The organism is Solemya pervernicosa gill symbiont (assembly GCF_002020875.1).
Classification (GTDB): Bacteria; Pseudomonadota; Gammaproteobacteria.
On record NZ_MPRL01000014.1, the window covers coordinates 1 to 13,840 of the forward strand.

Here is a 13,840-nt window from a genome sequence, read left to right on the forward strand (position 1 = left end):
GGGGCGCCGTAGGCATAAACGGTCGCGTTAAGTATTTGCCGCTTGCTTGGGCTTGGATGCCCAAAACAAGCTTCCGCAAAAATAGCGACTCCCCGGTTGAATTTCCCCGGCCTATAGCTTGTATCGCGATCGAAAAAACAACCGCGATTATGATAAATGTCATCCATGACATGGTAGAGGTGTTCCTGTTGTCTATATATCGAGAATGCCCTTGCCTGGATTGGGATTCGATTCGGGTGCTTTAGGTGCGGCACGTTTCTCTTTCTCGGCGGCAGCCTCTTTGACAGCCATCTCCAGCTTGGCCGCTTCACCTAGCTCCAGAGTGGAGCGCAGGCGCTCGACGATCTCTGATGAGGGAGTTGCCTGATTGTTGAGAATTGCATCGACCTCGACCCCCTCCTCATAGAAGGCGGCGTTGGCATCATCATCAAACTGGAATGAGGCGCCCTGTAGTGAGACACCGGCGAAGAGGCCGCTGCTGCGTGAGTAGGAGTAGATCTCGCTCTCCATCTCGGTATCGGTGGCCGCCTCAGCCGAGCGACCGACTGGTCCAGCGGCGATACCGGCATCGGCACCCAGGGTGTGTTTGCCGCTTTTCATGCTCTCGAGGCTCTTGTCGCTCTTGAAGATCAGGATCACATCGGTCGACTGCGCACCGACCTGCAGGCCGACGCTGCCACCAGTGAGGGTGACGAAGGCGGGATTGCTCCAGTGACCATCCTCACTGCGCACCATCACCACGCCACTACCGAAACGGCCACCGATAATAAAACCGACCTTGACCATGCCGGGAATAACGGCGATCGCCTTGGCGTTTTTCAGCATTCCCGGTGGGATGCCCTCTTCGGGGATGGAGAATGATTCGGTGACAACATCGATCGCCTCTTTGATCTTTTCACGCTGCTCGGTGCTGGCGTAGCTGGTAAAGGGGAGGGCGAATGCCACGATAAATGCGGCAAGGCGTTGGGTCAGGGCCATGTTTCTCTCCAAATTGTTATTGCGCCGATAGTAGAGGAAAGCGCAGCGCAGACCAAATGGGGCTACTGGCCCTGCTGTGACAGTGCCCAGGCTACATGCTCTCGGACCAACTCTGATGGATGGCTGGACTGGGATCGCAGCGCTTGGCGGATCGATTCGCTGCTGGCAGCGTTGCCCATGGCTACTGCGATATTGCGCAGCCAGCGCTGGTGACCGAGACGTCGAATGGGTGAGCCCTCGGTGCGCTGCAGAAATTCCGTCTCACTCCAGTCGAAGAGTTCGATCAGGCTCGCATTGTCGAGATCATTGCGTGGCAGAAAGTCCGCCTCACGGCTCATCTGTGCAAATCGGTTCCAGGGACAGAAGAGTTGGCAGTCGTCGCAGCCGTAGATGCGATTACCGATCTGAGCACGATACTCGAGTGGGATAGCACCCTGCAGTTCGATGGTGAGGTATGAGATACAGCGCCGCGCATCGAGTTGGTAGGGGGCGGTGATCGCCTGGGTGGGGCAGACCTCGATACAGCGCTGGCAGGTGCCGCAGTGGTTGGCCGCAGGTTCTACGGTTGGCAGCGGCAGGTCGGTATAGACCTCGCCGAGAAAGAACCAGGAGCCGTTCTGTTGGTTGATCAGGTTGGTGTGTTTGCCAACCCAGCCAAGCCCCGACCGTTCGGCCAGCGGTTTCTCAAGTACTGGTGCGCTGTCGCTGAAGACCCGGTAGTTGTGGCTGCCGATCGCCGCTTCGATACGCTTGGCGAGCTGTTGCAGTCGTTTGCGCATCAGCTTGTGATAGTCACGACCCAGCGCATAGCGCGAGATATAGGCCTGCTCACCCTGCTCGAGTAGATCTATCGCTGACTGCATACCCTGTTCAGGCCAGTAGTCGAGTCGTGCGGTAATCACGCGCAGGGTGCCCGGGTGGAGCAGTTCCGGTCGGCTGCGTTTCAGGCCGTGTGCGGCCATGTAGGACATCTCGCCGTGTTCGCCCGCTTTTAGCCACTGCTGCAGATGTATCTCGGCAACATGCAGGTCGGTGTCGCTGATGCCGATCTGATCGAAACCTAGCTCAGTGGCCCAGTTGGCAATCGATGCCGCAAGCTGCGCCAATTCGTCTGTGGATAGGTTAACTGTGGTGGGTGGGCAATTTTCCATCGTTATGGAACTATACTACTGGCATGAAACGGCTACCTTACAATATCTACTCCCCCGCTCAGGTGCGCGAGCTTGATCGGCGTGCCATTGAGAGCTTTGCCACGCCCGGTTATGAGTTAATGAAGCGTGCCGGTGCGGCGATCTTTAGTCTGATCCGCACCCGCTGGACCGAAGCAACACGTATCGCAATTCTCTGTGGCGGTGGTAACAACGGTGGTGATGGTTATGTTGCGGCCCGCCTCGCACATGAGGCAGGGCTTCGTGTTGAACTGATTGCCATCGAACCGGTGGCAAATCTGCAGGGAGATGCAAAGCTCGCTGCCGATGATGCAATCGCGGCGGGTATCGCGACTCAGCCCTTTTCTGCAGGTTTGACTGAACACGCCGATCTGATTGTCGATGCGCTGTTTGGTATCGGCCTCGACCGTGAGGTCACTGATATCTGGCGCGAGGCGATTGATGTGGTCAATGCCGAACGTGTGCCGGTGTTGGCGGTCGATATACCCTCCGGGCTCCACGCCGAACACGGTGAGGTGCTGTGGGCGGCGATCAAGGCCGATGTAACCCTGACCTTTATAGGGCTCAAATCGGGGCTGATGACCGGCGTTGGCCCTGATCACAGCGGTGAACTTCACTTCGATGATCTGATGATCCCCGAAGGGTGTTACGAGGATATTGTTCCAACCGGGCGACGTATCGATTACGACGGACTCTCCCATCTGCTCACACCTCGGCGTGCGACTTCGCATAAGGGTGACTTCGGTCATCTGCTGGTGGTGGGCGGTGACTACGGTATGGCCGGTGCGGTGCGTCTCGCAGCCGAAGCGGGACTGCGTAGCGGTGCTGGTCTGGTTTCAGTCGCTACTCGTCGTGAGCACTGTACCGAGCTGTTGGCGGCACGTCCCGAGCTGATGTGCTACGGCGTCGAGAATGCCGATGATCTACTGCCGCTACTGGAGCGCGCCACGGTGGTGGCGATCGGCCCTGGACTCGGTCGTGGCGATTGGGGGGCAGAGCTACTGGGCCGAGTGCTTGAAAGTTCGCAGCCGCTGGTCGTTGATGCCGATGCACTCAATCTATTGGCGCTCGATCCAACGCATCGCGGTAACTGGATTATGACGCCCCACCCTGGTGAGGCAGCACGACTACTCTGTCTCAACACCGAAGAGGTGCAGACCGATCGACACCACGCGATCCGCGAGCTGGTACACCGTTACGGCGGTAGCGCTATTTTAAAGGGAGCCGGCACATTGACGGTGACCGAGGATGGCATGATCGCCCTCTGTAATGAGGGGAACCCTGGTATGGCCTCGGGTGGTATGGGTGATCTACTCACCGGTATCGCCGCAGCCCTGCTGGCACAGGGGTTCCGTCTCGCCGATGCGGCGCGACTCGCCACCGCGATCCACGCCCGCGCCGGTGATCTGGCGGCAGCCTCGGGTGAGCGTGGTCTGCTCGCCAGCGATCTGTTCGACTATCTGCCGACACTACTCAATCCCACCAGGTGAATCCGTTGCGTATCGAAGGTGAGGCTGCCATGCAGCAGCTGGGAGAGCGGCTGGCTGCTGCGCTGCAGGCGGGTGCGACAATCTATCTGGTCGGTGATCTGGGGGCGGGTAAGACCACCCTGGTGCGCGGGGTGGTGCGTGGCATGGGATATCAGGGGGCGGTGCGTAGTCCTACCTATACGTTGCTCGAGCCCTATTCGATTGGTTGTCGCCAACTATTCCATCTCGATCTCTACCGCCTCGCTGATCCTGAAGAGCTGGAGTTTCTCGGGCTGCGCGATCTGATTGAGCCCGACTCAGTCATATTTGTAGAGTGGCCTGATCATGGTCGAGGCTTTCTTCCGCAGGCCGATCTGGTCATTACCATCGAGTATGCTGGTGAGGCACGACTGCTCAAATTTGAGTCGAGAAATGAGGTGGGTGTAACTATCGCAGCGGCCTGCAATGGTAAGTAAAGTTACCCTGGTTTTCTGAGGCTTGCGCCCATTTCATGACGCATAACCTGATAAGTGTTGTGTAATTCTCTGTTTTGTAGATAATATTGGTGAAAATATACCGGTAGGAGGATGCCGGAGATATTCATGAAACGATTCACCATTCTACTGTTGCTGTTGTTAATTGCGCCGACCGGCTTTGCCGCAGCCGTCGAGGTGAAGGATTTCCGACTCTGGAATGCCCCCGATAAGACACGCCTGGTCTTCGATATCAGTGCACCGGTCGAACACAACCTCTTTACCTTGCCCAATCCCGATCGCGTCGTAATCGATCTCAAGAGTACCAAACTCAAAACCAAGTTCAGTCAGCAGAAAGGCCCGGTTCTCGCCTCGATTCGTAGCGCACCGCGCAATAAGGGCAAGGATCTGCGTCTGGTACTCGATCTCTCCAAGAAGGCCAAACCAAAGAGTTTCCTGCTTAAACCAACCCAGGAGTATGGACATCGTCTGGTGATCGACCTGGAATTTGCCGCTGAACGTGTCACCAAGAAGAAGAGTGTGCCGGTCAAGGCGGTGAAATCGCTTGCCAAGCCAGCTGCATTGCGTGATCTGGTGATCGCCATCGATGCAGGTCACGGTGGTGAGGATCCGGGCGCGAAGGGGCGTCGTGGTACTCGTGAGAAGGATGTGGTGCTGGCGATTGCGCGTCAGCTCGAGAAGCTGCTCAAGCGTGAGCCGGGCATGCGGCCGGTGATGATCCGTAACGGCGACTACTACGTCGGTCTGCGCAAACGCACCGAGAAGGCACGTCGAGCCAATGCAGACCTATTTGTCTCGATCCATGCTGACGCCTTCCGCGACCGTCGCGCCCGGGGTGCCTCGGTCTACGTACTCTCCTCACGTGGTGCGACCAACGAGGCGGCACGCTGGCTGGCCGATAGTGAGAACGCGGCCGACTTGGTAGGCGGTGTCAGTCTCGACGATAAGGATGATCTGCTCGCCTCGGTGCTGCTTGATCTCTCACAGACCGCCACCATCGAGGCGAGTCTGGAGGTTGGTGACAAGGTGCTGCATCAGCTCAAGGGGCTGGGGCGGGTGCATAAACGCAGGGTGGAGCAGGCCGGTTTCCGCGTGCTTAAGTCGCCCGATATCCCCTCGATTTTGATCGAGACCGCTTTCATCTCCAATCCGGAGGAGGAGCGCAAGCTGCGCGATCCACGCCATCAGAAGAAGATGGCGGCCGCCATTCTCAAGGGGGTGCGTGCCTACTTCTCAAACAAGGCCCCGGCGGGAACCATCATTGCTTCACGTCAGCCGCAGAGTCACACCATTCGCAGCGGCGATACGCTGGGTCATATCGCCGCACGCTACCATGTCACTGTTTCGACACTGCGCAAGGCGAACCGTATCAACGGCGACAGGATTCGTGTTGGTCAGGTGTTGAAGATCCCCACATCGGGCGATACCTGATTCCATGCCCCCGCGCTGGTGGGGATTCGTTGCAGGCTTGTGGCAGAATAGCGGCACTCTGAATAACGAACCTTGTCATGTCGATCCAGCGTCTCCCCCCACAACTAATTAACCAGATCGCCGCCGGCGAGGTGGTCGAACGTCCCGCCTCCGTGATCAAGGAGCTTCTGGAGAACAGTATCGATGCCGGTGCCACGCGGATCGATATTGATATCGAGCAGGGCGGTATGCGACTGATGCGTATCCGCGATGATGGCTGCGGCATTCCACGTGAGGAGCTACCGTTGGCCCTGAGTCGCCACGCCACTAGCAAGATCGGCTCGCTCGAAGAGCTCGAGAGTGTGGTCAGCTTCGGTTTCCGTGGAGAGGCATTGCCGGCGATCGCCTCTGTATCGCGTTTCGAGATTACCTCGGCAACCGAAACGGGGGGACGTGGCTGGATGTTGCGCAGCGAGGGGCGCGAACAGGAGCAGGAGAGTGCGCCTGCTGCCCATCCCGTCGGCACCACTATAGAGGTACGCGATCTCTTCTTTAATACCCCGGCACGACGCAAATTCCTCAAGACAGAAAAGACTGAGTTTCGCCATCTTGAAGATGTAGTGAAGCGCCAGGCGATGGCGCGTCCCGAGGTAGCCATCCAGCTGCGCCACAACCAGCGGGTGGTGTGGCAGACGCGCGTTGCCGAAGAAGTGGAGGAGCAGCAACGACGCATGGCCTCGCTGGTCGGTGATGCCTTTATGAGTCAGGCACACCACATCGACTATGAGGCGGTCGGACTGCGGCTGCACGGCTGGATCGCCGATCCCACCTTCTCGCGTAGTCAGGCTGATCTGCAGTTCTTCTATGTCAATGGACGTCCGGTGCGAGACAAAGTGATCGGTCATGCAGTGCGTCAGGCCTATGCCGATGTGCTCTATCACGGCCGCTTCGCTGCCTTTGTACTCTTCCTTGAACTCGATCCAACTCTTGTCGATGTTAACGCCCACCCGGCCAAACACGAGGTCCGCTTCCGTGAGCAGCGACTGGTGCACGATTTTCTCTATCGCACCATCCACGAGGCACTCGCCTCGGTAAGGCCCGGTGAAGGAGCGGAGCAGCAGCCCCCTTCTGGTGAGGCGCTGCAGCCGCCTGTTAGTCACGGTTATCAGGGTGCGATTTCGTCGCAGGGTGGATCGAGCGGACGCTATCAGCAGCAGCGTATGCCGTTGGCGGTGAATGAACAGGTCGAGCGCTACGCCTCACTACACACCACAACCGAACAGGCTCCTGCCGCTGTTGAGGGTGAGCATGAGGCGACCGAGACGCCGCCACTGGGCTATGCCGTGGCGCAGCTGCACGGCATCTACATCCTTGCCGAGAATGAGCAGGGGATGATTGTGGTTGATATGCACGCCGCTCATGAACGCATCACCTATGAGCGGATGAAAAATGCGTTGGCGGGTGATGGCATTACCAGCCAGCCGCTGCTGGTACCGGAATCGCTCAACGTCACCCGTGCCGAGGCCGATCTGGCCGAGAGTTCGACGGAGCTGTTCAGTGGGCTTGGCTTTACGGTCGACCGGCTCGGTCCCGAGGCGTTGGTTGTGCGTGAGCTGCCAGCATTGCTGCGTAACGCCGATGTCGGTGCGCTGGTGCGCGATGTGCTGGCTGATATCAATGTGCACGGCTCCAGTCGTCGTCTGCAGGAGGCGATGAACGGGGTGCTGGCGACCATCGCCTGTCACGGTTCAGTGCGCGCCAATCGCCGTCTGACTATTTCGGAAATGAACGCGCTGCTGCGTGATATGGAGCAGACCGAACGTAGCGGTCAGTGCAACCACGGCCGACCTACCTGGGTGCAGCTGAGTCATACCGAGCTCGACAAGCTCTTCCTGCGTGGCCGCTAATCCAATGGCTGGCAAACGACCCACCGCGCTCTGCATCATGGGGCCGACCGCCTCGGGCAAGACCGATCTGGCGGTCGAGCTGGTGCGTCGACTCCCCTGCGAGCTCATCAGTGTCGACTCGGCACTGGTCTATCGTGAGATGGATATAGGCACCGCCAAGCCCGATGCCGAGACGCTGCGTGAGGCGCCGCACCGACTGATCGATATTCTCGACCCCGCAGAGAGTTACTCAGCTGCGCAGTTTCGTGAAGATGCACTGCGTGAGATGGCCGAGATTACCGCCGCAGGCCGAATACCGGTGTTGGTGGGTGGCACAATGCTCTATTTCCGTGCCCTGGAACACGGTATGGCAGAGATGCCGGCTGCCGATCCGGAGGTGCGTGCTCGACTTGAGGCGGATGCGGCGGCGGTGGGCTGGGTGGAGATGCATCGCCGTCTGGCAGTAGTAGATCCAATCTCCGCAGCGCGTATTCATCAAAATGACCCGCAGCGCATCCAGCGCGCACTTGAGGTCTATGAGATCAGTGGTGAGTCACTGACTAGCCACTTTGAGAAAGGGGCGGCGGCGGAGCTGCCGTTTAATTTAGTAAAAGTCATTGTTGCACCTACGGATCGTGAGCGGCTGCGGGAGCGTATCGCACTCCGTTTCCACCTGATGCTGGAGCAGGGTTTTGTCGCCGAGGTGGAGCGGCTCTACGCACGTGGTGACCTCGATACCAACAAACCCTCGATTCGCTGTGTCGGCTATCGCCAGGTGTGGGACTTCCTCGAGCAGCGCCTGAGCTACGATGAGATGGTGGAGCGGGGCATTATTGCCACCCGTCAGCTCGCTAAACGCCAGTTCACCTGGCTGCGTAGAGATGAGCAGGCCGTCTGGTTTGAGACCGGTGCGCCGAAACTGGTAGAAAAGGTGTTGAAAATGGTACCTTCTGCCCCAAGCTAGCAGGGTACAGTCTATATATTGTGCTAGACTTTCTTGGCGTAAATGGAATTTTTTCTGGAACTTATTGAGATTATTAGTATTTTTTTCGTTTTGTTGGTGGTGAATCAGCAGTATGAATATAAAAAAAAGGAGAAGTGATTATGAACAAAGGGCACTCGCTTCAAGAACCCTTTCTTAATACGCTCAGGAAAGAGCGTGTACCGGTTTCGATTTTTTTGGTCAATGGCATCAAGCTTCAGGGACAGATCGAATCATTTGACCAGTTTGTTGTGCTGCTGAAGAACTCAGTTAGTCAGATGGTGTATAAACATGCCATTTCCACTGTTGTACCTGCACGTAACGTCCGCTTTCAGCCGGGCGCCAACGGTCAGGGCGGTGCGGGTAATGACGGCGCTCCTGAGCCGGGTAACGTCTAACCGATCAATTCCGCCGTCGCGCGGGGGAGAGCTGTTTGTTTGAACGCCCCCGGAGCGGCGAGCGTGCCGTTCTAGTCCATCTGGATATCCCACCAGATTGCGATGCCAGATCCCTGGAGGAATTCAGGGATCTGGCTCGTTCTGCGGGTGCAGATCCAGTCGCTACCATTACTGGATCGCGTGATCGCCCCGATGCCAAATACTTTGTCGGTAGCGGCAAGGCGGAGGAGATCAAACTCTGTGTTGATCGTGATGGGGTCGAACTGGTGCTGGTTGATCACGCCCTCTCTCCCTCTCAGGAACGAAATCTGGAGAGCATGCTGCAGTGCCGGGTGCTTGATCGTGCCGGTCTGATTCTCGATATTTTTGCCCAGCGGGCGCGTAGCTTTGAGGGTAAGCTGCAGGTCGAACTGGCACAGCTTCGTCATCTCTCAACCCGTCTGGTACGGGGCTGGACCCACCTTGAGCGTCAGAAGGGAGGTATCGGTCTACGTGGTCCAGGTGAGACGCAGCTCGAAACTGACCGCCGACTGCTCGGCGCTCGGATCAAGACACTCAATGGACGACTGGAGAAGGTCGAGCGTCAGCGCCATCAGGGACGACGGGCACGTAACCGCGCCGAGGTACCGACCGTTTCGCTGGTCGGTTATACCAACACCGGCAAGTCGACCCTCTTCAATAAGGTGACCGGTGCAGCGGTCTACGCCAAAGATCAGCTCTTCGCCACCCTCGATCCGACCCTGCGACGCCTCGATCTGCCGCAGGCCGGTTCGGTGGTGTTGGCCGATACGGTCGGCTTTGTGCGTCAGCTGCCGCATGATCTGGTCGCCGCCTTCCGTTCCACCCTGCAGGAGACGCGTGAAGCAGATCTTCTGCTGCATATCATCGATGCCCATGATGAGGAGCGTGACAGCACCATCGCCGAGGTCAACAGCGTACTGGAGGAGATCGGTGCCGATGAGGTGCCGCAGATCGAGGTCTTTAACAAGATCGATCTGGCCGATGCATCTCCTCGGATACAGCGCGATGAGCAGGGTCGAGTACGCCGGGTGTGGCTCTCCGCCGTTACCGGTGAGGGGCTTGAGCTTCTGATTGAGGCGTTGGCCGAGAACTTTATCAATGAACGTGTGGTCGGAGAGACGGTGCTTACATCTGCTGAGGGTCGCCTGCGTGCACAGCTGTTTCAGCTCGATGCAGTGGAGCATGAGGCTCACGATGAGCAGGGTGGCTGGCGTATTTCGATCAATATGCCAAAACGAGATTTTGAGCGGCTGCAGCGCGAGTCGGGCCTGTGCCTGATCGAGACGGTCGGTGAGAAAGAGGAGCGCCTTGCGGCAGCCGCGCAAGGTCAATAGAATCCCATCTCTGCGTGCCGTGATCGGCGCGTCGAGTCATATAACTTGGAGTAGACGATGGCCTGGAATGAGCCTGGTGGTGACAACAAAGACCCTTGGGGTGGACGTGGCGGAGGCCAACAGCCACCCGATCTGGATGAGGTAGTTCGCAAGCTGCAGGAGCGCGTCTCCAAGCTCTTCGGCGGTGGTGGAGGCGGTAGCGGCGGTGGTGCCACCCCCATTCGCCCCAGTGGTGGCGGTATCTCTATCGGCCTTGGTCTGATCGCGGCGGTTATCGGTGTGGTCTGGATCTTCTCCGGCGTCTACATTGTCGGTCCGGCAGAGCGCGGCGTGGTGACACGCTTTGGTGCCTTCGCCGAACCGCCCACCATGCCCGGTCCTCACTGGCACATGCCCTTCCCGGTCGAAACGGTGGAGAAGGTCGATGTCGATCAGGTCCGTTCGGTGCCGATGAAGGCGCTGATGCTGACTCAGGATGAGAACATCGTCGCCATCGAACTGGCCGTTCAATATAAGGTGAAGGATGCTGGAGCCTACCTGTTCAGTGTCCGCGATCCTGACCTAACCCTGCAAGAGGTCTCCGAGACCGCCGTGCGTGAGGTGGTCGGTCGATCGGAGATGGACTTCGTACTGAAGGAGGGTCGCAGCGATGTGGTCGCCCGTACCAAGGGGCTAATTCAGGAAGCACTTGATCAGTACAAAACTGGTCTGATTGTTACCAGCGTTAACCTGCAGGATGCACAGCCACCCGAGCAGGTGCAGGGCGCGTTCGAAGATGCGATCCGAGCCCGTGAGGATGAGGAGCGCTTCAAGAACGAGGCCGAAGCCTATGCCAACGATATTATTCCTAAGGCGCGTGGTGGTGCTGCTCGTCAGCGTGAAGAGGCCAACGGTTATAAAGAGTCTGTTATTGCTGAGGCACAAGGTGAGGCAAGTCGCTTTGAACAGCTGCTGACCGAGTATCAGAAGGCACCTGAGGTGACTCGTCAGCGCCTCTATATCGATGCGATGGAGTCGGTGTTGAACAAGAGCAGCAAAGTGCTGATCGATGTTGAAGGGGGCAATAGTCTGATGTATCTGCCACTCGACCAGATGATGAAGCGTGGTGCACTAGGTAACTCGGGAGAGAGCGCAACGCGCGGCTACCGTCCTGAGCCGCAGGGTGGTTCGTCGACACCGAGAAGTAGTGGTACACGCGCCCGTGACACGCAGCGCAGCCGGGAGGTTCGCTAATGTTCCAGAATAGATCACTAATAGGTTTCATTTCGCTGGTTGTGCTGCTGATTGTTGGGCTTTCGGTTTTTACCGTTGATCAACGTCAGCGCGGAATCCTTTTCCGTCTGGGTGAGATTGTCGATACCAGCCTCGAGCCAGGTCTGCACTTCAAGCTGCCGTTTGTGAATAACGTGCGCAAATTCGATGTGCGTATCCTGACCCTCGATGCAGAGCCAGAGCGTTTCCTCACCTCGGAGAAGAAAAATGTCATCGTCGACTTCTTCGTTAAGTGGCGTATCACCGATATCGCTCGCTACTACAAGGCGACTACCGGTGATGAGCGCCAGGCTTCCATTCGACTCTCACAGATCATCAAAGATGGACTGCGTGGCGAGTTCGGTAAGCGCACCATCCAGGAGGTGGTCTCGGGTGAACGTTCTCAGATTATGGATATCATCACCGTAGAGGCGAACCGTGGTGTAGCCGAGTTCGGTATCGAGGTGGTTGATGTGCGCATCAAGCGTATCGATCTGCCGCGTGAGGTCAGTGACTCGGTCTACCAGCGTATGCAGGCCGAACGTGCACGTGTGGCGAAGGACTTCCGCGCCCGTGGTGCTGAGGCGGCGGAGCGTATTCGTGCTGATGCCGACCGTCAGCGTTCAGTTATCGTCGCCAAGGCCTATAGTGAGGCGGAGAAGATTCGCGGTGAGGGTGATGCGACCGCAGCGGAAATTTACGCCAAGGCCTATGAGAAGGATGGTGAGTTCTACGCCTTTACACGTAGTCTCAATGCCTACCGAAATGCCTTCCAGAGCAAGGATGATGTGGTGGTGCTGAAGCCTGATTCCGAGTTCTTCCAGTACTATAAAGACGCCAACGGCAAGCGCTAAGCGCAACCCATCAGGCGATCATTAAGTCCGGGCCCACGTGGCCCGGCTTTTGTGTCGAAAGCCCGAGAAATATGATTGACTGGAACAACCTGTGGGTAGCCACCGCACTGATGCTGATTATCGAAGGTCTGTTGCCCTTTCTCAGTCCGGATGGATTGAGACGTGCGCTGATCACGATGGTGCAGATGAGTGATCGTGCCCTGCGCATTACCGGGCTGGTCAGTATGATTATTGGCGTGGCACTGCTCTATCTGGTGAGATAGTGCCTGCTCCACATAAATTTGAAACGAAACTGAGTAATAGAGACTCGTTATGAGTGAAGAGAATCGCTGGTTACTACCGGAAGGGATCGATGAGGCACTGCCCGAACAGGCGCAGGCGCTAGAGGCGCTGCGGCGTCAGGTTGTCGATCTCTACAATAGCTGGGGCTATGAGCTGGTGATGCCCCCCTTTATCGAGTATCTCGACTCGCTGCTCACCGGCACCGGTCACGATCTTGAACTGCAGACCTTCACCGTCACCGATCAGCTCAGTGGGCGTCTGCTCGGTGTGCGCGCCGATATGACGCCACAGGTGGCGCGTATTGATGCCCATCGTCTGCGTTCCGATCTCCCGACCCGTCTCTGCTATCTCGGTACCGTGCTCAATACCCGTCCCGAAGGTTTCTCGGGCACCCGTAGCCCGCTGCAGGTCGGTGCCGAACTCTACGGTCACTCTGGCATCGAGAGCGATGTGGAGATCCTTAGTCTAATGCTCGAGACGATGCGTCTCACCGGGGTGCAGAACGTACATGTCGATCTGGGCCATGTTGGCATTTTCCGCGGGCTTGCCCGTCAGGCAGGGCTCAATGGTGCGCAGGAGGCAGCTCTGTTTGAGGCGCTGCAGCGCAAGGCGAAGCCGGAGATCGATGCCTTTTTCGATAAGCTCTCGATTGATGATTATGTCGAGGAGATGCTGCGTGCACTGTCCGACCTGAATGGTGATGCCACGGTGCTGAAGGAGGCCGGGGAGGTGCTCGAGCACGCCGGGGCTGATGTGCGTGGTGCGCTCGATGAGCTGACCGCCATCGCCCGCATGATGGAGGCGCGCCTGCCCAATACGCCGCTCTACTTTGATCTGGCCGAGCTGCGTGGTTACCGCTACCACACCGGCATCGTCTTCGCGGCGTTTGTTCCCGGACGTGGCCAGGCGATCGCCCAGGGTGGTCGTTACGATGAGATCGGCAAGGTGTTCGGGCGTGCGCGTCCGGCGACTGGCTTTAGCGCCGACCTGAAGACGCTGGTGGCACTGGGCGAGCAGGCGGCAACGGCCGAGTGTAACGCCATCTTTGCTCCCGCCGATGGTGATAGTGATTTCCATCAGAAGGTGTTCGAGCTGCGAGCCCAGAGAGAGCGGGTTATCCATGAACTCTCCGGTCAGCAGGGCGACGCGAAGGCGATGGGCTGCAGCCGAGTTCTGGTCGAGCAGGGCGGTGATTGGGTGGTCGAACCGCTCGATTAAGCACCGGCCTGAAACTGGTGGTAGAATGCTGCGGTTTTGTGTCGTTACGACACTCCTAAATTCAAGAATTTACATATTCCGAGAAGAGAAGAGA

Annotated in this window: 13 protein-coding genes; 11 read left to right on the top strand and 2 right to left on the bottom strand. The window is 57.9% G+C overall.

The genetic code is table 11. The annotated features are described in order from the left end of the window. Nucleotides 1-192 precede the first annotated feature (192 nt). Nucleotides 193-978 carry a lipid-binding SYLF domain-containing protein gene (locus tag BOW52_RS04885; protein WP_078482974.1) on the bottom strand — a complete coding sequence of 262 codons (786 nt, stop codon included), beginning with the start codon at nucleotides 976-978 and terminating at the stop codon, nucleotides 193-195. A 62-nt stretch (nucleotides 979-1,040) separates the two neighbouring features. Further along, nucleotides 1,041-2,129: a tRNA epoxyqueuosine(34) reductase QueG gene (gene queG / locus BOW52_RS04890; RefSeq protein ID WP_078482975.1), complete on the bottom strand. Its 1,089-nt coding sequence runs from the start codon at nucleotides 2,127-2,129 to the stop codon at nucleotides 1,041-1,043. Nucleotides 2,130-2,152: 23 nt separating this feature from the next. On the opposite strand from queG, the gene BOW52_RS04895 reads away from it, so the two are divergent. From BOW52_RS04895 to BOW52_RS04945, 11 genes are all read left to right on the top strand, one after another. After that, nucleotides 2,153-3,637: an NAD(P)H-hydrate dehydratase gene (locus BOW52_RS04895; RefSeq protein WP_078482976.1), complete on the top strand. Its 1,485-nt coding sequence runs from the start codon at nucleotides 2,153-2,155 to the stop codon at nucleotides 3,635-3,637. Further along, the gene (gene tsaE / locus BOW52_RS04900) at nucleotides 3,634-4,092 is read left to right on the top strand and encodes a tRNA (adenosine(37)-N6)-threonylcarbamoyltransferase complex ATPase subunit type 1 TsaE (protein ID WP_236725644.1); all 459 of its coding nucleotides are present in this window, start codon (nucleotides 3,634-3,636) and stop codon (nucleotides 4,090-4,092) included. The genes BOW52_RS04895 and tsaE overlap by 4 nt, the downstream gene beginning before the upstream one ends. Before the next feature lie 126 nt (nucleotides 4,093-4,218). After that, nucleotides 4,219-5,541, top strand: a complete 1,323-nt coding sequence (locus BOW52_RS04905) for an N-acetylmuramoyl-L-alanine amidase (RefSeq protein WP_078483040.1) — start codon at nucleotides 4,219-4,221, stop codon at nucleotides 5,539-5,541. Between the two features lie 77 nt (nucleotides 5,542-5,618). Next, on the top strand, nucleotides 5,619-7,427 hold the full coding sequence (mutL, locus tag BOW52_RS04910; RefSeq protein WP_078482977.1) for a DNA mismatch repair endonuclease MutL: 1,809 nt from the start codon (nucleotides 5,619-5,621) through the stop codon (nucleotides 7,425-7,427). A gap of 4 nt (nucleotides 7,428-7,431) precedes the next feature. Next, nucleotides 7,432-8,370: a tRNA (adenosine(37)-N6)-dimethylallyltransferase MiaA gene (gene miaA, locus BOW52_RS04915; protein ID WP_078483041.1), complete on the top strand. Its 939-nt coding sequence runs from the start codon at nucleotides 7,432-7,434 to the stop codon at nucleotides 8,368-8,370. Between the two features lie 140 nt (nucleotides 8,371-8,510). Next, nucleotides 8,511-8,786: an RNA chaperone Hfq gene (hfq, locus tag BOW52_RS04920; RefSeq protein WP_078482978.1), complete on the top strand. Its 276-nt coding sequence runs from the start codon at nucleotides 8,511-8,513 to the stop codon at nucleotides 8,784-8,786. Nucleotides 8,787-8,821: 35 nt separating this feature from the next. Continuing rightward, the gene (gene hflX, locus BOW52_RS04925) at nucleotides 8,822-10,141 is read left to right on the top strand and encodes a ribosome rescue GTPase HflX (protein ID WP_078482979.1); all 1,320 of its coding nucleotides are present in this window, start codon (nucleotides 8,822-8,824) and stop codon (nucleotides 10,139-10,141) included. Nucleotides 10,142-10,198: 57 nt separating this feature from the next. Continuing rightward, nucleotides 10,199-11,374, top strand: coding sequence for an FtsH protease activity modulator HflK (gene hflK / locus BOW52_RS04930; RefSeq protein WP_078482980.1), 1,176 nt, complete (start codon nucleotides 10,199-10,201; stop codon nucleotides 11,372-11,374). Continuing rightward, nucleotides 11,374-12,246: a protease modulator HflC gene (gene hflC, locus BOW52_RS04935; protein ID WP_078482981.1), complete on the top strand. Its 873-nt coding sequence runs from the start codon at nucleotides 11,374-11,376 to the stop codon at nucleotides 12,244-12,246. Before hflK ends, hflC begins: the two co-directional genes overlap by 1 nt. Nucleotides 12,247-12,317: 71 nt before the next feature. Next, complete coding sequence (locus BOW52_RS04940) at nucleotides 12,318-12,509, top strand: DUF2065 domain-containing protein (protein ID WP_078482982.1); 192 nt, start codon at nucleotides 12,318-12,320, stop codon at nucleotides 12,507-12,509. A 49-nt stretch (nucleotides 12,510-12,558) separates the two neighbouring features. After that, the gene (locus tag BOW52_RS04945; protein ID WP_078482983.1) at nucleotides 12,559-13,746 is read left to right on the top strand and encodes an ATP phosphoribosyltransferase regulatory subunit; all 1,188 of its coding nucleotides are present in this window, start codon (nucleotides 12,559-12,561) and stop codon (nucleotides 13,744-13,746) included. Nucleotides 13,747-13,840: the final 94 nt, after the last annotated feature.